The organism is Microcoleus sp. B7-D4 (genome assembly GCF_036705125.1).
GTDB lineage: Bacteria > Cyanobacteriota > Cyanobacteriia > Cyanobacteriales > Microcoleaceae > Microcoleus.
The window spans coordinates 1-22,240 of record NZ_JAUBTT010000117.1 but is presented as its reverse complement, the minus strand read 5'-3'; the positions used below and the strand labels follow the sequence as shown (position 1 = coordinate 22,240).

The window sequence follows — 22,240 nt, the reverse complement described above, 5'->3', positions numbered from 1 at the left end:
AGGAAAGAAGAAGAAGGAAGGAGCCAGAAGAAGGAAGGAGCCAGAAGAAGTATTTTTACAAATATGAGATGCTCCCAATTTATGATTGAGGGAAGTGCGATCGCACTTTTGGTAATAATAAGGGCTTCGGGGAAAAAGGGGTTTTCGGGAAGAGAGGGGCGAGCGCGGGATCTATGCACAAAAGCTAAAATTGAAGCCGTCTTAAAAAGTACGGTAAAAACGAAAAATCTAGGAGGAAGCAGCGCTGGAATGATGATATAGCGGTTCTCAAGCGTGGTGAGGTATGCCCACGGAGGCCACGGAGGCCACGGAGGCCATGAGTACCTCATCTTTCTGAGAAAGGCTATACGTTAAATCCAGGACTTACGCAGACCCGCTATATTTAGTGTGCCTGCACAAATACAATGGCTTGCTACTAATCAACTCGATATTGGCTCACAAGTTGGTCAGGATTCAATTAGAACCGTATAAGTAAAATCGCGTAAGTTAATAGGGAGCGCGCTTATAAAGTGGAAGACGATCACCCAGGACGTGTTCTTCAAAATTTTAAGTGCGAGGGCGACTCCTTTTAAAATAATTAGTTATACCCATTTAATTGGTATAAGGACTAATAACTACTCTTCATAATCGATCAAAACTTGCACCCAGCTTGGCGGTCGCGGAATTGGATTTCCCAAACGATCTAATAGCAGCAAAGCTACTAAATGCACTACAAATAAATAGACAATATTGTTAACTAAAATCATCCCGGCGGCGATCGCCCCAATTGTGTCCAAACTCGGTACATTAAGCCAGCCCAGCTTCACAAACACCCATTCCACCATCTCTGTTACCTGGGCCGTTACGTAAACCCATAAATCTTGACCCACCAACGCTGACAGCAGCCAAAACCGAAAAAAGAAGCCTACAGTACCAATTACTGCACCCACACTAACAGAGAGTGACCAACTCGCTTTGCGCCTCCAAAGTCCTCCCAGCGCAACTCCCATAATTCCAAAAGGCATCACGTATAAAATGCTCCGCGTCGGGCCCATCAGTACCGACAGCAGCAAACCCGATACCAAAGCTGCCATCCAAGCTGCTCGGTTGCCCCAACGCAAGTAAACCAGGGCGATGGGTATCGGGAAAAAAACCCGCAGCAAAGGCCCCAGCGGAAAGTAATAATTTACCAGCCAAATTAAGCTAGCGGTACTTGCCAAAAAAGCCGTTTCTACCAGCCTTAAAGGCGCTTCCCCAGAGGGGCGCTTCTCCGGAGCTGGATTTGTACGATCGCCAGCCATTGCTGAAATATCGGCGGTTTCCGGCTCGTTATTTGTACTGGGTGAACTACCCGAATTAGGCGCAGCATCTGCTGACAAAAAATCACTCATCCGATTTTAGATTTTAGATTTTAGATTTTAGATTTTACGGGGCTGGCACCCGATACGGCTGATTCCCGATTTTCCGATTTTAGAGTTTAGATTTTAGATTTTAGGGGACTTGCGCCCCATACGGCTGATTCCCGGTTTCACTGTTTGGATGCCCCGCCGCCAAATTTAATATTGCTCGCAGAAACCGGGTTTAGGTACGAACGCAAGTCTTATTTGAGATGGGTTTTCTCAGCCTAAATTTTCAGCAGCATTATTTTTCGATTTTGACTTCCTGGATTACAAAAACCGAACAAGATGCGTGGTGAACGACATAATTGCTGACGCTGCCGAGGAAAGCTTCTGTGAAGCCCGTGCGGCCACGCCTTCCCAACACTATTAAATCTGCGCCCCAATTTTCGGCTGCTTCACAGATACAATGCCCCGGATCGCCCTCCTTTTTGCAGTCAAATTCTACCTGCAATCCTTGTTTTGCTGCGGCGTCGCAGTAATTTTTGAGCAAGCCCGAAGCCTGTTTTTCCTCGCTTTCCAGCCGCAAACGTTGAGCTTGATAAGCTTGATTCATTAACTCGACATTCATGCCCAAATCTACCGGAATTGGCACTGCCGTCTCGCCCAACGTGTTGACAGTAACGCAGTTAAATAGCATCACTTGGGCCCGATCGCTCAGAGCTAATTCTAAAGCTTGACTGAAGACGCGGTGGCTCAGTTCTGAATCATCTAAGGCAGCGAAAATTTTCTTAAAACTCACAGCTTTACCTCCTGCGGGAAATCATTAATATCAGTTAGTTAACAGAGAGTGCTTTTGAATTAGATTCAATAAAAGCAAACTCTGATACTTCTAGACTAACAGACGCTCTAAGGCGTGCAGGTCGGGAATGCACAAAACGTCACGTTCGCGCTGAATAGTTCCTTTTTTTTCCAGCTTGCTCAGCACTCGCGTTACTGTTTCGCGAGCCAGCCCGCTGAGGCTGCTCAATTCTCTGTGTGGCAGGTTCGGTATTTCTGTACCTCCTGTTTCCATGATTTTTTTGCCTTGCCCCTCTGCCAAAAATAATAGAATATCTGCTACTCGCGAGGTACTGTCAGACTCTCGCAAACGCAGGCGGCGGTTGACTTGTCGCAGGCGACGCGCCATCAGTTGAGCTAGGCGAATGCCTGCTAGCGGCTCGGTATGAATAAGCTGCACAAAATCCTGAGATGGCATATTGCCGATCAGTGTCGGGGCTAGGGTGATGACATCTGTCGATCGCGGTGCTTCTTCGATCGCGGCCATTTCCCCGAATAATTCTCCTTTCCCTAAAATATTCAGTGTTACTTCTTTTCCGTCTAGGTTGTAGGTGCGAATTTTCACCCAACCATCCAATATAAAATACACTGATGTTCCCCAGTCATTTTCGAGTAAAATCACTTGATTCGACGGATGACTGCGGGTAACGATGTGGAGAGTTGCTCTCTCGATTACAGGATCGGGTAATCCTGCAAAAAACGGAGTAGAAACTATCAATTGATTTATATTAGAATTCGGATCTCGGGTGTTAAAGCGGTCTTCCATGAGGCCATCATTTTAATTTACGCGCTTGATCTGCGCTGGGCAGTTAGAAATAGCTTGCAGCCGAGTCATTCGATTTGAGATTCAAGATTTGAGAAACAAGGATCTAAAATCGGCAATTTTACCTCTAAAGTTTTGCGGTCAAAGGCCCAATATGGGAATTAATGGCCTCAAGCTCTGATTGCGAGCTAGAAACTAAAGAATATACCATAATTTTTTAGATATATACCACTGAGCAAATTTTATTAACAAAATTTTAGCAATGTGGCAAACGACTGAGCCGATCGAATTACCGAAGACAAGCACTTCGCGAAGACAAGTTTAACACTGCTGAGAGATTTGTTGTCAGTCAGCCCAGCAGTCGAGAAGGCCAAATCCACGAGCACAAGGGGTGCAAGCACGGCAGACAGCTCCCAAATCCGAGCAACTGCCTAGAACCTGGTAAATGTCAGCACGATCGGCAAAATCCACAGCCCTTGCGAGCCTAAAGACTGGCGCTCTTGGCGAGCGAAACCCACCCACTTCCCAGCAAACTTTTCTGCTACCCCAAGATTATTGTACCATTAGTATCTAGCCATGAATACAGATAAAAGGCTATAATCAAAGGTTACTCAAACCCAGTACACGGGGACAATCCCGAATCTCGGTATCCCAAATCGCAAATTGTTTGAGGTTTTTTCCAAGTCGGTGAAAGATGGAGAGACAGTGGCGCGCCGCCATCCTAACGAAACACGCGGTGACAGTGTGCGGCCCGCCGTTCAAGCGTGTGAAGGCAAAAGTTTGTGGGGTTCGCAGCTATTCCGAGCAGGAATCAGCCTCCGGGTAGGGAAACTCGCCTCTCAGTCCCAGAATTTGACGGCACTTGCCATTGATAGAAGCGGGCATTTGGTGCGAAAGTACCGGTTAACCTATGATAGGCAATAGAAGCTATCCGAAGACAAAAGGTTAATTAACTGTTGTCATAAAATATTAGTGAATTATTGACTGACTCGCATTCAGATTATTCTATCTATTGGCATCGCTGCCGCCTGACAATCAAGCATCCAGGATACAAGCCCCCGGATTCATCCGTCCAGAAATAAAAAACCTGTATCCGATAAAGGAGCCCCCGAATTGATCTCGCGCAAGTCAATGCTTCAATCTAAAATCTAAAATCTAAAATCTAAAATCGATTGACTTCAGTCTTTTTTCGGTAAAGTTTCTCCCAAGCCGCATTCCCAGAGGTTCCGCCCTTGAATTCTCAGAAGTACAAAATTCAAGCACTGATTGCTGAGATAGACGAGGTACTCAGCAAGCCCGCACCCCGCTTGCCTTGGACGGGTTCTCTTGATACTGTCCACCAGCGCCAACTTTTAGAGCGAGTTCGCGCTTATCTGGTTTCCTCAGACTCAAAGCTAACGGCCCCAAAGGCCCCCGCCCGCCCAAATGTCCGCCCGCAACCAGTTCCAGTACCCAAAGTGCCTCTGCCCGCCCCTGGCCCCTCAGCCGCAGAGCAAATCATGCTTGCCGTAACCGGAGAAATCAGCCACCTGCGTTCCAGCCTGACAGGGCCACTCCAAGAAGACATAGAAGCTCTGCGGCAAGAGCAGCAAGCTCTAATTCAAGAAATCAAACTGCTAGAAGCAAAACGGCAGCAGCAACAATCCCTAGCTCAGCAACAAGCCAACCAACAGCAAATCATTGGTGAATTCTTGCAGGTACTGACTGCCCGCTTGGAAGAAACCTTGACTAGCGATTTCTCCCAAATTCTAAGTTCCCTAGAAAATCAGTTATTGCAAAGCAGCGCAGCACCTTACTCTTTGGGCAGTGCGCCTGATGAACAATCGGCTATTGACGTAACAGTTAACCCACAAACCTCAGAAGAACACCCGCTGCTGACGCCGGCTCAGAGGTTGGAGCAAATGCAACTGTTCCAATCTCATGCTGACAGTCTGCTGATGAGTCTCGATTCTAGGATGGCTATCGTGTTCGAGGCTTTGCAAGCAAATCTGCAAAGCTATCAAGCTTCCTTGAGACAAGAACTCGAAAATATGTACGGTTTGAGCCAGCAGAGCGAGGCGATGTTCGCGGCTTTGGTCAACCACTTGGCCTCACAGTTGGGGCGAGAAGCGTCTTCCTACGTTCAACAGCCGATCGATTTAGCAAATAATCTCGAAACCGTCACCCCAACCGCAGCCGATCGATCTTCTGTCGCTCCCGCCATTTCAAATACTGCGATGGAGCACTCAGCCGCAGAGACTCAGACTGGAGACTCGGTGCAGGAAATTCGCACCGGCGAATTCGGAGAACAAGACAGATTTCCCTACGCCGGTACAGAAATTTCTCCGCAATTCAGACAGTTGAGGCGCGACCGCGATCGCATTCAAGCCCCAATTTTGCTCCCGGAGTTGCAAGATAATTTGTTCGATTCTGCACCCGAAACATCGGGAAATGCAACTGAGTTTTCTGGCGGTGAATCGGAGAATAGCTTAACAGAAACCGGCGAAAATATTGAGGATTTGTATGCAAGTTTGTTCGCGGGAGAAGCGGTTCCTGAAGTAGAATTACAAATCGAAAGTACCCCCGTAGAAACTACTGTAATTGAGCCCCAAAGTGAAGGTTTACAAGATCGAGCGTCGGCGGACGAGGAAACTGCCGAATCGCTCAAAATGACCGAAGATTTGTTTGTAAATCTGCTGGATGAAGGCGAATCTCTGGAAGAGATTTTAGTAGATGAAGATTCAGACTTGGTAATGGGTAATTCTGTAGACGCCCTAACTTTAGATACTGCAGATTTATTTGAACCGCAAGGGGCAACAGTACCTCAAGTTTCAGAAGCACCAGCCTCAACCGCCGAGGTGCAACTTGACGCGGACGATCGAGAAAATCTAGAAACGGCTCAAAACCAAGGCGAGCAGTTCGGCGCTACAGTCCCTCAATCAGCAGCTTTGCCGTCGAGAACGCCTGCAGAAATTAGCCCAAACGGCCCCAGTGCCGGGCCCCGTGTGCCGAGTGCCGGTGACGTTCAAACTGGCGAGTTCGACTCATCCTCGCAGGGGCTCGATGATGGGTACATCCAAGCTTCGCCGGACGAGGATTTGCTGCCAGTCGAGGAATTAGAAGATGACCTCGATCGAGCTCTAAATTTGGACAACAATACTCTGGAACTTTTGGAGGCAGACCTCTACAATCTGGAGGGATTGGAAAATACTAGCTTCGGGCGATCGAATTTCTCAGTCGCTAACAGCTTGGATTTATCGGCGAGTTCCTCCGAAGGCATTGCAAACAATCCCTTTGCGGAGGCGGCAGAGGAAGAACTCGGCACGCTGGAGGATTTGTTCTCCGATGTGTTGGAACTCTCCTCTGAGGATGAACCCTTTGTTTTGGAAAACGAACTTGAGGATGATTTGTTTGTTGAGGAAGACGACTCGAATTTGACGCTAGACGAAATTTTGGCTAGTTTGACCGAGACCGATCGACCTTTGACTGATTTTCCCCCTCCAGAAACTGCCGAAACTAGCGAACTGCGATCGAGTCCTCCAGAAAGTAAAAAAAAAACCTAATTTCGACAGAGAGTAAAGCAGGAGTTGTTGAGGGGAAAACCGATTTTAGCGAGTTTGCCGAAACACAGCAGCAAGACTCGACTGGCCATTCTGCCGCAGGTGCGATCGCCCCATCCAGAGAACACCGGAATTCTAGCTGGTATTTGGGCATTGATTTTGGTTCCACTGGCCTGTCTGCGGCTTTGCTCGATCGCACCAGCGGCCAGTTGCACCCGATTTACTGGGAAGCATCGCAGGCTGAGGCTTGGGCAGCAGACGCGAGCTTTCGGATTCCCTCGGCTGCGGTGCTGACGGAAACAGCCCCAGGGAGCCCAGGGTCAGAGGTGACAGTCAAGTCGGTGGGATTCCGACCCCAGGCTTTGCCTGCTGGAGAATTTTTACTGGAAAATTTTAAATGGCCTTTAAAGGTGGGCATTCCTTATCAGCGGGAGGCTGCTGGGATGTACGAACCGCTGTTGCAGTGGTCGCCCTTGGAGACTTTTTCGATCGCCTTGCCGCTGCAAGGTGTGCGGGCACTGCTGGCTACTTTGAATCCGAGTTTGCGGGGACAAAAATTTGCCGAATCGGGGGAAATTTTGGATTCTACACCAAGGGCGAATTTTGTAGGATTGCCAGTTTCTAATTTAATTTGTAGGGCTTCGGGATTGACGCCAGAAACTCTCGATGCGGCGCTTTTAGACTTGCAGGGTGTAATTTTGGGGACTCCGGCCGGCTGGTCGGATGTTTATATGTTTAATCTGCGGGAGGCTGTTTTGGGCGCGTCTCTGGTGGCTTCATGTTCGCAAATTTTTGTGGTGGAAGATGCGATCGCCACTTTGCTTGCTGCTGTAACTCCTGTGAAAAATAACATGGAAGTCGAGTCGTCAGCCGTGGATTCTGCTAAGGGCGGTGAAGAAGCTGCACCGCTGGCTGTGAATGCTTCGTCTTTTAGCGGGGGAACTTTGATTTTGAATGCGGGGGCGGCGACGGTGGAATTAGCTTTAGTTGAGTTGCCGTCCAATCTTCAAGATTTAACTCGTGCTGATTTTACTTGCCACAGTTTTGATGCGGCTGGCGATGCTTTCGATCAGGATATTATCTGTCAGTTGTTGGCTAAAAATGAAACTTGGGGAATGTCGATCGATTTGCCACGTCCTGGTCATCCAGATTTGCCGAGTCGTTATCAATTGCAGCAGCAGTTACAAGGTTCTGCTTTTGGTTTGCAATTGTTAGAGGCGGCAAGGCAAATAAAAGTTATTTTGCAACATCAAAAAAGTTTTGCTTTGGATATTGGCCAGCAGCATTGGGATGTGAAGCGCAAAGATTTGGAAAGTCTGGTTTTAGTGCCTTTTGTGCAGCAGTTGAATCGTGAATTGAATGCTTTGCTCAGCCGCGCCGGAATGTCGCCGGCGGGGATTAATCAGGCGATTTGTGCGGGGGGTATGGGTGCTTGGCCTGCGATCGCCCGCTGGTTGCGGCAGAAGCTGCCGAATGCGATCGTGGTTCAAGACCAGGAATTGCAGGGCGATCGAGATATTTTTGAGATTGACAATTCTGCATTAAATTCTGTATCTCAAAGTACAAATTTCCCCCAAAAAATTGGTCGAGTTGCCTGCGGGTTAGCGAGTTTGGCTCTCTATCCTCAAATTTTGGATGTGTCGCAGCAGCAGTACAGCGACTTTTTTCTGCTGTGGGAATTAATGCAGGTTTTGGGTGAGGAAACTCTGAGCTTTCAGGAAATTTTGCAGTTGTTGGAACGCCAAGGCGTGAATACCCGCACCTGCGAACCCCGAATTTTGCGGATTTTGGAAGGAAATTTGCCGGCGGGGCTTGTGCCTGCGGAGGAAGATTTCATGCTGCTGGCCGAGGAGTCGAGGCAAAATCCTGATTGGGAAGCAATTTTGGCTGAGCCGCTTTTCTTGGAAGATGTCTCGCGGGGTTATCGTTTGAATCTCGAACACGCCTCTGTTGTTCGCGAATATTTAGGCAAACTCGCCTCTAGCAGCCAGCAAAAATTGTTAGAGCCGCTAACACTTGCTTGGGATGTTCGCACCGATATTTATCGCTAAACGGCAAAAAACCCGGTTTCTCAGTAGCACCCTCCCTGTCTTCCGGGAAGAGTCCTAGTCGAAACCAGGTTTTTTTGCATCCAGGACTAACTTTTTTCAGTAAATTTACGTAACTTTACATAAACTTTATACGTTTTTAGAAAAAACACATAGAAACTTTATAAAAGTGTTATGGGTTTTTAAAGATTGTGCAAAGCTGAGTATTTCAGGTTCTGCAGATTTGGGATGGCTAATAAGATGGACGTAAGAGATCGTTAAAGTTGAGACAAATCATATGAAATTTCCGATGGGTGCCTCGTCGAAATCCTCATTATCAGAAATGCTGTCCTTATTTTTTCAAGAATTTACTTACAGAGTCTGTGTATCACAACAACAACATCACCGATCCGTAACGAGCAAGGTAAAACGGTCGATCGATATTTTGGGTTCCTTGCTGGGACTGGCAATTGCTGCAGTGGTGGCGGTGCCGGTGGCAGTGGCGATGCTGTTGGACGATCGGGGCCCGCTACTGTACAGTCAAGTCCGCTGCAGCTTCAAAGGGCGACATTTCAGAATGTGGAAATTTCGATCGATGGTTGTCGATGCAGAAAAGCTCAAACATTTAGTTAGCAACCAAGCCAAGGGTCACATTTTTAAGAATGAAAATGACCCGCGAATTACCCGCGTCGGCCGCTTCTTGCGGTGCACGAGTTTGGACGAGTTGCCTCAATTCTGGAATGTGTTAGTCGGCGACATGAGTTTGGTGGGAACTCGACCGCCCACTCCTGATGAAGTTGCTGCCTATGACGATTTTCACTGGCAACGTTTAAATGTCAAACCCGGGCTGACTGGGGAGTGGCAAGTCCACGGACGGTCTGGAGTTAAAGACTTTAACGATATTGTGCAGATGGATCTCGACTATCAGGGCAAGTGGTCTGTTGTCTACGACATCACTCTGATTTGCAAAACAATTGGGGTGGTCTTGAGTAAAAACGGTGCGTGTTAATAGACTTGCTGTTTTGGGTTGTTTTTGGATTTTAAATTTTAGGAAAAAACAGGGGATGAAATAGTTGGGAACTGATTAAATATATGTTAGTAGAATTAGCGATTGGTGACGCTTACGGTGCGGGTTTTGAATTTGTTGACCAGCAGACGATCGAATTGTATAACAATCTCAACGCTTACCAAAAAATCGGGTCTAAAGCCCCGTCCTTCTAGGACGGCTTTAATTCCCACAAGGTGTGAATAATTGTTAAACATACAGATTTGCAAGTAAAAGTCTTTGTAGAAGTGGTAGGCTATTCCAATGATAGTTTTAGAGTTTAAGTTAAAGGGCAAAACGGAGCAGTATCGGATCATCGACGACATGATTCGGACGGCTCAATTTGTCCGAAACAAAACTCTTAGGTATTGGATAGAAAATCAAGGAGTTAAGTTAGTAGACCTGTACAAACAATGCGCCATCATGGCAAAAGAGTTTGAATGGGCAGGCAAGCTTAATTCGATGGCACGTCAGGCTTCGGCAGAACGTGCCATTTTTGCTATCCAACGTTTCTTTGCTAATTGCAAAGCCAAGAAACCAGGGAAAAAGGGATACCCGCAGTTCAAGAAACATACTCGATCCGTTGAGTATAAAACTTCGGGTTGGGAAATTTCTACCGACAAAAGATGCTTGACACTTAAGGATGGTTTTGCTGCTGGAAGGTTTAAGTTAATCGGTAGTCGGGACTTGCATTTTTATGCACCCAGTGAGATAAAGCGAATCAGAATTGTGCGTCGTGCCGATGGCTACTACGCACAATTTTGTATCAATGCGGAAAGAAAAGAGGAATTCGTTTCTACTGGTGAAATTATTGGAATAGACGTTGGACTAAACCATTTCTATACTGATAGCGATGGCGAAACAGTTGCCAACCCTCGATATCTCCGTAAAAGTGAAAAAGCTTTGAAGAGATTGCAGAAGCGAGTTTCTCGAAAAAAGAAAGGCTCAGGTAATCGGAAGAAAGCGATCAACAAGTTAGGAAGAAAACATCTGAAGGTCAGTCGGCAGCGTAAAGACTTCGCCATAAAGACGGCGTTGTGCGCGGTAAAATCTAACGATTTTGTAGCCTACGAAGACCTTCAGGTGCGGAATATGGTCAAAAATCACAAGCTTGCTAAATCTATTAGCGATGCAGCGTGGTCACAATTGGCTCAGTGGTTGGAGTATTTTGGAAGAGTGTACAGCAAAACAATAATTGCTGTGGCTCCTCAGTATACTTCTCAAACCTGTTCAAATTGTGGAAATCTTGTTAAGAAAACGCTGTCAACTCGAACCCACATTTGTGGTTGCGGTACGATATTGGATCGCGATCACAACGCCGCGAAAAACATTTTGGCGAAAGGGTTGAAGCAGGCAGGAGTTGGCTTTAATTTAAATACGGTGGGGCACACCGAAATCAAAGCTTGGGGACAGACCGATCTCTACTCAATGGTGGCAGCATCAACGAGCAAATCGACTGATTGATCCAAGAATCCCCGCGCCTTCAGGTCGGGGAGTGTCAAACAGACGATACGCAGATGAGTTTAGCCGTCGCAGAAGCTATCGTCAGCCGAGAACCTTGGACGCCGGAACTTTTAGCCAGCAAATTTGTTGCAGCTTTTCACCGCGATCGGCGATTGGGTTATGCTGGCAAATTTTACAATTTTTTGCTACAAGTTCAAGACGGAAAAGAATTTTTAGAAAAAATTCGCTCCGCTAGCGATAAAAGTGGCTCTGCGATGCGAGCAGGCCCCATTGGCATTTTTCCTACTATTGAAAAAGTAATCGAAAATGCTACCGTTCAAGCTGCAATTACTCACAATACTCCCGATGGTATTAAAGCAGCTATAGCGGCCGCTTTGATGTCCCATTACTTTATTTATCAGCTAGGTTTAAAGAAGAATTTGGGAAATTTTCTAGAAAAGCACGTAGCTGGTGAGTGGTCGATACCTTGGCAAGGACAAGTCAGCGTTAAAGGTTTGGTCTGTGTTAGAGCAGCTATTACTGCGGTCATCCGAAATGATAGTATGAGCCAACTGCTCCAAGATTGCATTGCCTTTTCGGGAGATGTCGATACAGTGGCAACTATTGCTTTAGCTGCTGGTTCCTGTAGCAGTGAAATTGCCCAAGACCTGCCAGAAAATCTGGTACAAGGATTAGAAAATAAATTTTACGGCCGAGATTATATCATAGAACTGGATCGACAGTTGATGAATTGCAGGAGCGACTTCTGACTTCTTCCTGATATCTGTGACATCCGTTAAATCCCCATTCACTGCGCGTTGCCGAACTTCTTTCTATTAGGATTAAGCCCAACTGTCACAAATAGGGTTAATTTTTATGTATGTAGTTGCGTTTGGGCGCTCTTTCCTAAGCTAAGAGCGCTAAAGCGCAACTACATACCTTTGTTTAATTTTCCAGTTGGTCTTAGTCCTATCTATTATGAATTTGCCTAATTAAATTACTTTTTCTCGCTGGCTGGGAGTGCCTTTGGTGCAGTAGTTTAACCGCGAATTGAATACTTTGGTCAGCCGTGCGGGAATGTCGCCGGTGGGGATTAATCAGGCGATTTGTGCGGGGGTTATGGGTGCTTGGTCTGCGCCGCTGGTTGCTGCCGAAGCTGCCGAATGCGATCGTGGTTCAAGACCAGGAATTGCAGGTCGATCGAGATATTTTTTAAATCCACAATTCTCCATTAAATTCTGTATCTCAAATTACAAAATTATCAGAAAAAAAAATAGTCTAGTTGCCTGCAGGTTGGGGAGTTTGGCTCTCTATCCTCTAGCAGCAATGCCAAAAATTGTTAGAGCCACTCACAATTACTTGGGATGTTCGCACCGATAGTTATCGGTAAGTATATAGATTTATCATCGCCCTTAGATAAAGATCGTAGGACTTACGCAACTGTCACACTTATGTCAACTTGTATGGTGCGTCAGACCTCGTGGTTATCGGGAGATTATCAAAGATTTAAGGTTTAGGGCAACCCTACCAATTGTGCCAGTTGCGTAAGTTTTGAATAAAAAAAAAGCATACCCAGAACCCGCAGCACTTACAGCATAATTCAGGAGTCAAGAGCGTTGCCCTGACGAAGGCCATAACAGCGAAGAGCCAGAATTAGTTTGTGCTTTTTTCCGTAACAATACTTAATTTTATTCTAAAAGTTATGCTTTTTTAGAATAAATACACACCATCTTTATAAAAGTGTGTTTTTTTTTAAAGATTGTGTAAAGAAGAGTATTTGCCACTTGTGGGAAATTTGGGACTCTCATAGGATGTAAACCAGATTCAGCCATTAAAAATATTTGAGTCTAAAGTCTAAAGTCAAGACCAATTTTTTCATGCTCTTCACAACCTAAGTTTTCACTTTTGGGTAACTACAAATGGTAGCGCAAAACTTTAGTAATCAAAGTTTGGTCGGCAATAACTTTAGTGGGCAAAACCTCAATGGTTCCACATTCTTCAAAGCCCGACTCGAAAACGTCTTGTTCAGGCGCAACGCTCAAGGTATTTCCACTCAACTCAGAGGTACCAACTTTGAAGAGGCATTTCTGCTGAATGTAGATGCAACGAATGCCATCTTTGCTGCCAATACCAACTTTCAACCGGCGACTTTTTATAAAGCGACCTTAGAAAACGTCAATTTCAGTCGGGCAAACCTAACTGGAGTAAATCTGTCGCTGATCAGCACAAAATTCATCAACCTGTCCAACGCCAACCTGACCAATGCCATTCTCCATGAGGCCAATCTCAGCGGCGAACAGTCGGAGCGACCGAACCTAAGGGGAGCAAACTTTACGGGTGCTGATTTCTTTAAGGCGAAGCTGAAAGCGGCTGACTTTACGGGTGCCAATTTGACGAATGCCAAATTCCAGGGTGCTGACATGGAAGGAACCATGTTGATCAATGCGAATTTTACTGGCGCTCAATTCGACGTATCGACTAATCTCACAGACATTATCCTCAGCAACGCCATCTTTGACCTTGCCAACCTGAGTGGGGTTAATATGACCGATACCAACGCACCGGATGGATTGACACTGACAAGTTCTAGCTTTCGCGGAGCCAATTTGAGGGAACTTAGTGCCGAAGATGTCAATCTGGCTGGTGCTAACTTCAGCGCCCATGCAAATGGTACGCGCACTCAAATGGGTGGTGCTAGTTTCGCAGATTCTGAGTTGAACAACGCGAACCTGAGTCAGGTGATTGCAGAAGGCATATTCCTGGACGGTGCTGATTTGAGCAATGCAATCCTGGTTGGTGCCGATCTCAGCAATGCCAACCTGAGTGGAGCAATTCTCGTTGGCGCTAACTTGACGGGTGGAGTCCAGTTAGACAACGCTTTTATTGAGAAGAGCAATGTGGCTGGAGCCAACTTTACAGGGGCAAACCTGGCAGGCGCAAACCTGAAGGAGGCGGTTGGAGATAACCTGACCAAGTTTAGAAACGTCAATCTGTCAGGTGCCAGCCTGGAAGTGGGGAGTTTTATCGGTGCCGACTTCACCAATGCCAACTTAACTAATGCCAACCTGGTCAAAGCCAACTTCACCGGTGCTGTTATGGTCGGGGCGAACATGACCGGGGTCAATGCAGTCGATGTTGTGGGTCTGACGATGGGGACTAGCGGCACCGATACCGTCACTGGAACCGGAGGCGACGATAATCTCTTCGGGCTCGACGGCAATGACGCCCTCAACGGCGGTGATGGGGATGATTACCTCGATGGCGGTAGCGGTGTTGATATCCTGACGGGTGGCCCGGGCAATGATGCGTTGTTTGGTGCTGCGGGAAATGACACCCTCACAGGCGGTGGTGGCAGAGATACCATTCACTACCGCAGTGGTCATGGTTCCGATCGCGTGAATGGTTTCACCCTCGGAGCCAGCGGAGACATCCTATCCTTCAGTGGCATTGCAGCGATCGATGTGGTGCCATCTGGCGCGAACACTCAATTGCGATCGGGCAATGGCATTGCTGGCGATGCCGGTTTTGGCACAGGCGCGCTGTTGATCACGCTAGCTAACACTTCATTTACGGCAGCTCATATCAGCACTAATGTCAGTTCGACCAATCGTCCGCTCTTCCAGTTCTCGTAACGTCAGAGCAACGGGAGTTCAACGGCCGATCTGAGGGGACTCACGATCTATCTAGTCGGAGCAATTGTCATCATGACAATGCTTTGACAGGAAGGCTTTTCGATATTTTTATTCAGGCGATCGACCGGACATAATATCAACCGGAGTTTGTGTGATGACTTCTCGCATTTTATTTTTCCTTTCCATGCCTCGGCATCCCCCCTTTCGATGTTGGAAAGGGGGGAATGGTAAGGATTGTCAACGGTAACGAAGCACCGAATTCTAAGGCGCATGAATCACTTTTGTGCGTTGTCGCAAGTTCACATAACACTACGAAACACTGACATAACAACAGGAGAAAATTATGGCTATCAGAAATGGAACAGAACTGCCCGATACTCTGACCGGAACCAATAACGCCGATGTGATTCGCGGCTTTGGCAAGGAAGATCTGTTGTATGGCTTAGGCGGTAACGATAGCATCTACGGTGGAGAGGATAAAGACACTCTATATGGTGCTGCTGGAGCCGATCGACTATTTGGGGAAAACGGCGAAGACGATCTATATGGTGATGATGGTAACGACTTCCTCTACGGTGGGCTGGAGAAGGACAACCTGCATGGTGGAATCGGAGCCGATCGACTTTTTGGCGATTCCGGCGAAGACTCATTGTATGGCGAAGATGGCAATGACATCCTGTACGGAGGCTCAAATGCCAACGATGCCAACGATGGTAAAGATTTCCTCGATGGTGGGGCTGGAAGAGACCAACTCTTTGTAGGTTTCGAGGATACGGGGTTTGGTGGTGCTGGCGATGACACCGTTATTGGTGGCTTTACCGATGACAAAATCTACGGCGATGATGAAAAAGGCGAAATTTTTGGGGGAGCAGATTCCCTGGTTGGCGGCAGCGGCAACGACACCCTCTACGGAGAAGGCGACAGCTTAGCAGGCGGCGGCAACGATACCCTCGATGGTGGCATAGGCGACGACGCCCTCTACGGCTATGCCGGAAGTGACTCCCTGTTTGGTGGCGATGGTATTGACTTCCTCGATGGTGGCGATGGCAATGACATTCTCGACGGTGGTGCTGGCACCAGCACTCTGATCGGTGGCGCTGGCTTAGAAACCATCAGGGGTGGCGCTGAAGGCGACTTCATTGATGGCGGAGAGGGGAATGACAACCTCAATGGTCTGGGTGGCAATGACACTATCTATGGCGACTACGGAGTTGCTGAAACACTGGCTGGCGATGACATCCTCAATGGTGCTGCAGGCGATGACTTCTTGGATGCTGGTGCAGGAGTCGATCGTGTCATCGGTGGTGCTGGCATTGACCTGCTTTTTGGCGGCGAAGATGCGGAAACTCAAACCGCCCGCGACACTCTAACCGGCGGGGCTGACACCGACTACTTCCAGTTGCTGTTCACCGATTTTGTGCCCGAACCCATCGATCCCGGTGAGCCAGTTATTACTCCTCCTGCTGGTGACTACATCGTTGACTTCTTGAAAGGGACTGACTACTTCTTACTGGAGGGGATTACCTTTGAGCAGCTATCGTTCCAAAACATCTCGCTGACAGTTAACGGGGTTGCTACTCCGAGTACCCGGATCTACGTCACGCCTCAAGCCGGAATTCCGATTTCTCAAGCGGAAACCCTAGCTGTGGTTCAAGGAGTGCGTCAATTTAACGCCTCGCATTTCGTTGAGGAACCACTCATTTAATTAACGGGACTTAAACAAATTTTAAGCCCAAACCCAGCGCAAACTGGCTTTAGACGCGGTAAGTAAGTTCATGTTTTCTTGCCACCACCGCGCAAATCTATATTCTGTCCCTTGACAGTTTTTATCTCCTGCTGTCTCTTTAAAGGCAACAGGATTTTAGTCTTTGAGCAGGAATCCGCAGATTCTTTTTCTTCATGCTAATTTCCCTGCCCAGTTTGGCCTTCTCGGTAGCCACGATCGCCAAAGATTACCCTGAGCTAGTGAACTCTGTTTCCGAATGTTTCTAGCCAGTTACGATCGCCAATCGGCAGTAAAATCGAATTCGATCGCGCGAGGCGACACAACAAATTGAGCCGATAAATTATCCAATCTTGTGACAACTATAGTCAGAAGGTTTTTTAATTAAGTAAATCCACCTGATTATAAGTCGTGTAAATGTTAAATTAAGGAAAGCCTTCGTAGAGTAGCCCTTAATTTTTGATTTATGAATTTGCCTAATTTGATTACTTTTTCTCGCTTACTGGGAGTGCCTTTTCTGCTCTACGGTTTGTACGACCCAAGCGCGCAAAGCCGCTGGATTTGCACCGCAATTTTTGTGGTAGCTGCGGCTACTGATTGGCTGGACGGCTATTTGGCTAGGAAGCTGAATCAAATTACCGATTTGGGTAAGTTTCTCGATCCTTTGGTGGATAAATTGTTGGTGCTCGCGCCGCTTTTGGTATTGATTGAGTTGGGGAAAATCCCGGCTTGGGGAGTGTTTTTGATTTTTGGTCGGGAGTTGACCATTGCGGGGTGGCGTGTTAATAAAACTACGATTTCGGGAGCTAATATTTGGGGCAAATTGAAGACGGTGAGTCAGATTGTGGCGATCGCACTTTTAATTGCTCCTTTGTCTGAAGCGTGGAATTTTCCCGCATTAATTGCTTTTTGGGTTTCTGTGGCTTTAACTTTGATTTCTGGCGCTATTTATCTGTGGCCGGAACAGGAAATAAAAGAAAAGTAAGGGAGTTTTATATCATTAAACACGCGCTTTCCCCCAGTCCGGCAGGGGTTGAAACCCCTGCCTCAAAGCGAAAGTCCTCTAAAGAGGACTGTTAAAATCATCAGTCCTCTTTAGAGGACTTTAGCTATTAGCCGGGGGTTTAAACCCCCGGCGGACTTGTGGAAAAGCGAGGATTTATCAAGATTACTTCACTTTAATAATGGCTCCCAGATTTCCGATAGTGCACCGCTGTCACGCCGTCATTTTTCAGCAAATGACCGTTTTCAACCGCTGCATAAACTACCCAGTGATCGCCGCATTCCATCCGACTTATCACTTCGCATTCCAGATAAGCTAGAGCCTCAGTCAAAACCGGACAGCCGTTGCTAGCTTCCATTGTTTCGACTCCGGCAAATCTGTCTTCTCCCGGAGCAAAGTTTTTCATGAAATACTTCCGCAACTGTCGCCCTTCGGCTAAGATATTCAGCACAAATTTATCTCCGGCATACATCAAAGCTTCGATCGATCGATCTTTCGCCACCGCAATCGTCACACCGGGCGGATTAAACGTTGCTTGCGACACCCAGGAAGCCAGCATCGCACTGGCGACTTCCCCCCGCTTCGCCGAGAGTACGCACAGCGAACCAACCAATCTCCCTACTGCTTGTTCAGTACGATCGCTACCGGCTGCTAACTGCGGTTTCGGTGCCCGCAATTTTTGCGATCGAATCAAAGCTTGAGCAAAATCCGTTCCCGCTTCTTTGCACTCGTGAATCGTCGCCGCCGTCGGCGTAAATTTGGCTCGAATCGGCTCAAATCCAATTCGATAGCCAGCATCTTTCAGCTTGTTTTCCACTAAGTCGATCGCCTCTCCACTCCAGCCAAAAGAACCGAAAACCCCTGCTAATTTGCTCTTAGTTGCGGTAGATAAAACAATTCCCAAAGCAGTTTGAATTTGCGTCGGAGCGTGTCCTGCTAGCGTCGGGGTTCCGATGATAAATCCCGCGCATTTTTCGATCGCCTCTTGAATTTCTCCCGGTTCGGCAAATTCGCAGTTGATACTTTCCACCGCAACGCCCGCTTTCGTAATTCCTTTGGCGATCGCCTGGGCTAAAGTAGCCGTATTTCCGTAAGCAGAAGCATAAATCAAAGCAACTGTCAAGTCTTTTGAATTTTGTTGCTGGCTCCATTCCCGATACAAATTGCTCAGTTCATTAAGGCCGTAACGGACGATCGGGCCGTGACCGGGAGCATAAAATGCTGCTGGTAAATCGGCGAATTTATCCATTGCAGTCAGCACTTGTTTGGCCTGAGATGCGTGCAGGGAATCGTAATAATAGCGCCGATCTTCGCTGTAAACGCTCCACCCTTCATCGAATACTTGGTCGCCGCAAACGTGAGCTCCAAACAGTTTGTCAGTGAACACGATTCGAGTTTGCGGATCGTAGGTGCAAAGTTGATCGGGCCAGCGAGGAGTCGGAGTCGCAATGAATTTTAAGGCGTGACCTTTTCCTAAGTTGAGAGTTTCTTCTCCCCGAACGATCATAATGTTTAACTCTTGTTCGGGAAAAGCGGCGCGCAAACTAATTGCGGCGGGATTCGTGCAAACCAAAGCTACTTCAGGAGCTAAATCTAACAGACCTTTAATTGTTACTGACCTGTTAGCATTGAAATGCCCCAAAATTATGTAATCCAGCTTGGTCAAGTCCACCCGTTGCTGCAAAAATTCCAGGTAATTTTGAGTAAAAGATTCCCCAGGCGGGTCGAACAAAGCAGTTTTGTCAGCTTGAATAATGTAGCTATTGGCTGTCGTACCCTTTTGCAGCGAATACTCGACTTCAAATTTGAGTCGATCCCAAGTGCGCGATCGCAGAATAAAAGTATCGAGTGCGATCGGGATAAACTGTACGTCGCGGGGTTTGGCATCAGATGCGAGTCTAGGAGTCAAAGTGTTAGTCATTAATTGCACCTATGAGAAACTGAACTACAGAACTTCTTTTGATTTCGTGCCAAAACTTGGTATCTACAATATCAAACCTTGCGCCTCTACCCTGTAAATTGGTATCCAGGTCAATCAGAAATTCCCTGGTTTTCAAATCATCCCCAATTTGGATAAAGCTCACTCCAATTTCTTCGTCTTTATCTATTTTATTTGCTGCACTTACAATAATTTCGGCAACAGCAGCGGTATTTTCGGGTTTTTGATCTAGGACTACAACAATTATTGCTCCGTTCTTGCCTTTGGCATTTGGTTGGCTGGCGAAATAATCGTTAAAAGTTGCTTTCAGAGCTTCTTCCAAATTAATTTCAGTGGGGTTTGCTGAATCCGGTTGCGTATTTTGTCGCTGCAAAATTTCAGCTAACCGGGCAACATTTGAATTTTTATACTCCCACATCGGAGTAGAAGCTTCATAAAGGGTGATGCCGTCGCTGTCAAATTGCTGACATTTTTTTGCTAAGTCAATCAGAGATGCCTGTGCTTCTACCCACTCCTGATACCAAGGATGTTGAGGGTCTCTGCTGGCATCGCTTCTGGCAATAATAATTGTGTAATCTCGGTCTTCTAAAAGATTGGCAGGCATTGGCAATTCCCCTATTAAAATGGAGTCTAAATGACAACGGTTTGCCCGGTTTGCTGCTGGTGGCGCACCCAACACCCAGAAACCCCGTAAGGTGCGCCACCAGCACCCAAAGGTGAGAGTTTTTGCGTAGCCAGTTGCGTCTTGGACTGTAATTGTAGGGTGCGTCAGTAGATAATCGATGATGAAGTCGAATAAAACATCGGCTGACGCACCTTACTAATACGTTTGGGGTGTGTTGATTCAGACAGTCAATCAATATATCGTTGAATTTCCCCTTTGCACCTGACAACAGCCAACAGCCAACAGTCAACTGACAACAGTCAACTGTCAACCGTCAACTGACATCCTAATAGTGATTTCCCACTTTGCGGTGGTGAACAGCAGGCAGTGCATCGGGATTGGATACGCGACCGTTATCGACGATCGCATATACGATATGATGATCCGAAAGTTCCATCCGGCTCACTACTTCGCATTCCATGTAAGCCAAGGAATCTGTCAAAATCGGAGAACCGTTGGTTGCTGGTTGAGTTTTAACTCCGGCAAATCGATCGGCACCAGGAGCAAAACGCTTTAAAAAGTGTCTCATCAAGGTTTGATAATTGCCTTCTTCGAGCACGTTGAGAACAAATTTATCTCCCGCGTGCATCATCGATTCGATCGCCCGATCCTTGGCAACTGCTATTGTTAAACCCAGCGGTTTAAAGCTGGCTTGCGTTACCCAAGAAGCCAACATCGCACCGCTAACCTCGCCTTTTTGAGCGGTGATGATGTACAGTCCGCCGCTGATCCGTCCCAAAGCTTTATCGAGGTCGCTGTCGAGGGCCTTCATCTGTTTGACAGCCTTGTCCCGCGTCAGCCACTGTCCCAAGTCGGTGCCGGCTTCGTCGCAAAGTTGATAACTCGCTTCTGTCGGTGATTCTTTAATCAAAATGTTGGGAAATGCTTCTTTTAAACCCAACTCTTTGAACTTGTTTCGCAGCGGGTAAATCGATGCGTCATCGCCACCGCCGGATTCGCACAAACCGAAAGATTGTTTGTTGTTAGCAGCAACTAAAATTGTGTTGATAGCAGCTTCGGCATTCACAGCAGCAGTACCACTACTCGGCGGCGAACAAATCACGATACCGGCGGCGGTACCGACAAGTTCGCGGACTTCTTGCAAGTCGGCGATTCTCAAATCCATCATTTCCACAGCAACACCGGTTTTGGTGATACCGTGGGCGATCGCTTGGCTGAGTCGATCGCTCCATCCGTAGTCGGAAGTGTAAAATACCGCTACAGTGGTTTCTGCCTTAGCTTGCGCTTGGCTCCACTTTTTGTAGCGTCCGGTAAGTTCCACCACATTGTGCCGCAGCAGCGGCCCGTGACCGGTTGCTACTGTACCAATTTCTCCCAACTCTGCCATCCGCTTCATCGCAGCGAGTACCGATCGAGCATTGGGAGCCATCAAACACTCATAATAAAAGTGGTAATCTTCCTCAACTGCTGCTAAATCGTCATCGAATGTACTGTCGGAACAGTAGTGCATCCCGAAAGCATCGCAGGTAAACAGCACTTGAGTTTTGCTGTCGTAGCTGAAAATAGTATCGGGCCAGTGCAAGTTCGGCGCCGATACGAATTCGATAATGTGGTCGTTTCCTAAATCTAGTTTGTCCCCGTTTTTTACTACCAATCGCTCAAATGGTTGGTGTACAAGGTTTTCTAAAAATTGAATTGCTACTTTCGCCCCCACGACAATTGCTTGGGGTGCCAGCGCCAGCACGTCTTTGACTAAACCGCTGTGGTCTGGTTCCGTGTGGCTGATAATTAGATAGTCAATCTCTTTGGGGTCAATTTCGCCCGTCAGAGTTTCCATGTATTGCTGGCGAAACTTCTCGTGCGACGTATCGACGAGGGCTGTTTTTTCACCGCGAATAATGAATGAGTTGTAAGTTGTACCGTTTTTGAGTCCGAATTCGATGTCAAAGCGGTCTCTCTCCCAGTCCAGGCATCGAATTGCCGTTGTATCAGGGGCAATTTCGACTTTTTCCACCGTCAATCTGCGTTGGACTCGTTCAGTCAGCGCTACCATCAGTGCCTCCTTGTCTTTTACCCATTACCTTATTGTTTCCATTCTGACACGTTTCTTTTGTAAATCTTTATCAAATTTCCTATCACTCAGTTAAGCATCCCAAAAGTGATCTCTCTCTCTTGACAAAAAGCTAATATATGTGGTAGAGAAACCAAGTTCGATCGGTTTGGCGATCGACGTACTGAGTTTTGCATGGAAATTGCGATCGAGCAGTCAGTTAGGATCGCGAATTAAATAACTTACAATTTTAATTGTTATTGTGGGATGGGCGTCCCGCCCGTCCAAAAAGGAC

The 22,240-nt window shown here is 47.1% G+C and carries 17 protein-coding genes; 11 read left to right on the top strand and 6 right to left on the bottom strand.

The features are described 5' to 3' along the window. The coding region (locus QUB12_RS32320; RefSeq protein WP_333310318.1) for a hypothetical protein at nt 1-261 on the top strand (261 nt) is incomplete at its 5' end. A gap of 353 nt (nt 262-614) precedes the next feature. On the opposite strand, the gene QUB12_RS32315 is transcribed toward QUB12_RS32320, so the two are convergent. The 3 genes from QUB12_RS32315 to QUB12_RS32305 form a co-directional block, all read right to left on the bottom strand. Next, complete coding sequence (locus tag QUB12_RS32315) at nt 615-1,370, bottom strand: DUF2232 domain-containing protein (RefSeq protein WP_333310316.1); 756 nt, start codon at nt 1,368-1,370, stop codon at nt 615-617. A 250-nt stretch (nt 1,371-1,620) separates the two neighbouring features. After that, nucleotides 1,621-2,118, bottom strand: a complete 498-nt coding sequence (locus QUB12_RS32310) for a universal stress protein (protein ID WP_333138919.1) — start codon at nt 2,116-2,118, stop codon at nt 1,621-1,623. Between the two features lie 90 nt (nt 2,119-2,208). Further along, nucleotides 2,209-2,922, bottom strand: coding sequence for a Crp/Fnr family transcriptional regulator (locus QUB12_RS32305; RefSeq protein WP_333138917.1), 714 nt, complete (start codon nt 2,920-2,922; stop codon nt 2,209-2,211). 660 nt (nt 2,923-3,582) lie between these two features. On the opposite strand from QUB12_RS32305, the gene QUB12_RS32300 reads away from it, so the two are divergent. The 10 genes from QUB12_RS32300 to pgsA all read left to right on the top strand — a co-directional run bounded on the left by QUB12_RS32300 (nt 3,583) and on the right by pgsA (nt 17,313). Then, nucleotides 3,583-3,843 (top strand): hypothetical protein, encoded by a 261-nt coding sequence (locus QUB12_RS32300; RefSeq protein WP_333138915.1) that lies wholly within the window; start codon nt 3,583-3,585, stop codon nt 3,841-3,843. A 308-nt stretch (nt 3,844-4,151) separates the two neighbouring features. Beyond that, a complete protein-coding gene (locus QUB12_RS32295) occupies nt 4,152-6,461 on the top strand; it encodes a hypothetical protein (protein ID WP_333138913.1) in 2,310 nt (769 codons plus the stop codon). A 143-nt stretch (nt 6,462-6,604) separates the two neighbouring features. Beyond that, nucleotides 6,605-8,509, top strand: a complete 1,905-nt coding sequence (locus QUB12_RS32290; protein ID WP_333138912.1) for a hypothetical protein — start codon at nt 6,605-6,607, stop codon at nt 8,507-8,509. Between the two features lie 274 nt (nt 8,510-8,783). Beyond that, complete coding sequence (locus QUB12_RS32285; RefSeq protein WP_333138910.1) at nt 8,784-9,494, top strand: sugar transferase; 711 nt, start codon at nt 8,784-8,786, stop codon at nt 9,492-9,494. 83 nt (nt 9,495-9,577) lie between these two features. Next, entirely contained in the window at nt 9,578-9,706 is a 129-nt protein-coding gene (locus tag QUB12_RS32280) for a hypothetical protein (protein WP_333138908.1), read from the top strand. Nucleotides 9,707-9,794: 88 nt separating this feature from the next. Then, a complete protein-coding gene (locus QUB12_RS32275) occupies nt 9,795-10,994 on the top strand; it encodes a transposase (protein ID WP_333138906.1) in 1,200 nt (399 codons plus the stop codon). A 53-nt stretch (nt 10,995-11,047) separates the two neighbouring features. Then, on the top strand, nt 11,048-11,743 hold the full coding sequence (locus tag QUB12_RS32270; RefSeq protein ID WP_333300480.1) for an ADP-ribosylglycohydrolase family protein: 696 nt from the start codon (nt 11,048-11,050) through the stop codon (nt 11,741-11,743). Between the two features lie 1,149 nt (nt 11,744-12,892). Then, nucleotides 12,893-14,605: a pentapeptide repeat-containing protein gene (locus QUB12_RS32265; RefSeq protein ID WP_333310314.1), complete on the top strand. Its 1,713-nt coding sequence runs from the start codon at nt 12,893-12,895 to the stop codon at nt 14,603-14,605. 343 nt (nt 14,606-14,948) lie between these two features. Beyond that, nucleotides 14,949-16,310, top strand: a complete 1,362-nt coding sequence (locus tag QUB12_RS32260; protein ID WP_333138898.1) for a calcium-binding protein — start codon at nt 14,949-14,951, stop codon at nt 16,308-16,310. A gap of 484 nt (nt 16,311-16,794) precedes the next feature. Next, nucleotides 16,795-17,313 carry a CDP-diacylglycerol--glycerol-3-phosphate 3-phosphatidyltransferase gene (pgsA, locus tag QUB12_RS32255; protein WP_333138896.1) on the top strand — a complete coding sequence of 173 codons (519 nt, stop codon included), beginning with the start codon at nt 16,795-16,797 and terminating at the stop codon, nt 17,311-17,313. A gap of 193 nt (nt 17,314-17,506) precedes the next feature. Here the strand turns inward: pgsA and QUB12_RS32250 are convergent, their stop codons facing one another. The 3 genes from QUB12_RS32250 to QUB12_RS32240 form a co-directional block, all read right to left on the bottom strand. Beyond that, the gene (locus QUB12_RS32250) at nt 17,507-19,252 is read right to left on the bottom strand and encodes a diflavin flavoprotein (protein ID WP_333138894.1); all 1,746 of its coding nucleotides are present in this window, start codon (nt 19,250-19,252) and stop codon (nt 17,507-17,509) included. Continuing rightward, a complete protein-coding gene (locus tag QUB12_RS32245; protein ID WP_333138892.1) occupies nt 19,245-19,874 on the bottom strand; it encodes a hypothetical protein in 630 nt (209 codons plus the stop codon). The genes QUB12_RS32250 and QUB12_RS32245 overlap by 8 nt, the downstream gene beginning before the upstream one ends. A gap of 346 nt (nt 19,875-20,220) precedes the next feature. Next, nucleotides 20,221-21,948: a diflavin flavoprotein gene (locus QUB12_RS32240; protein WP_333138890.1), complete on the bottom strand. Its 1,728-nt coding sequence runs from the start codon at nt 21,946-21,948 to the stop codon at nt 20,221-20,223. Nucleotides 21,949-22,240 lie beyond the last annotated feature (292 nt).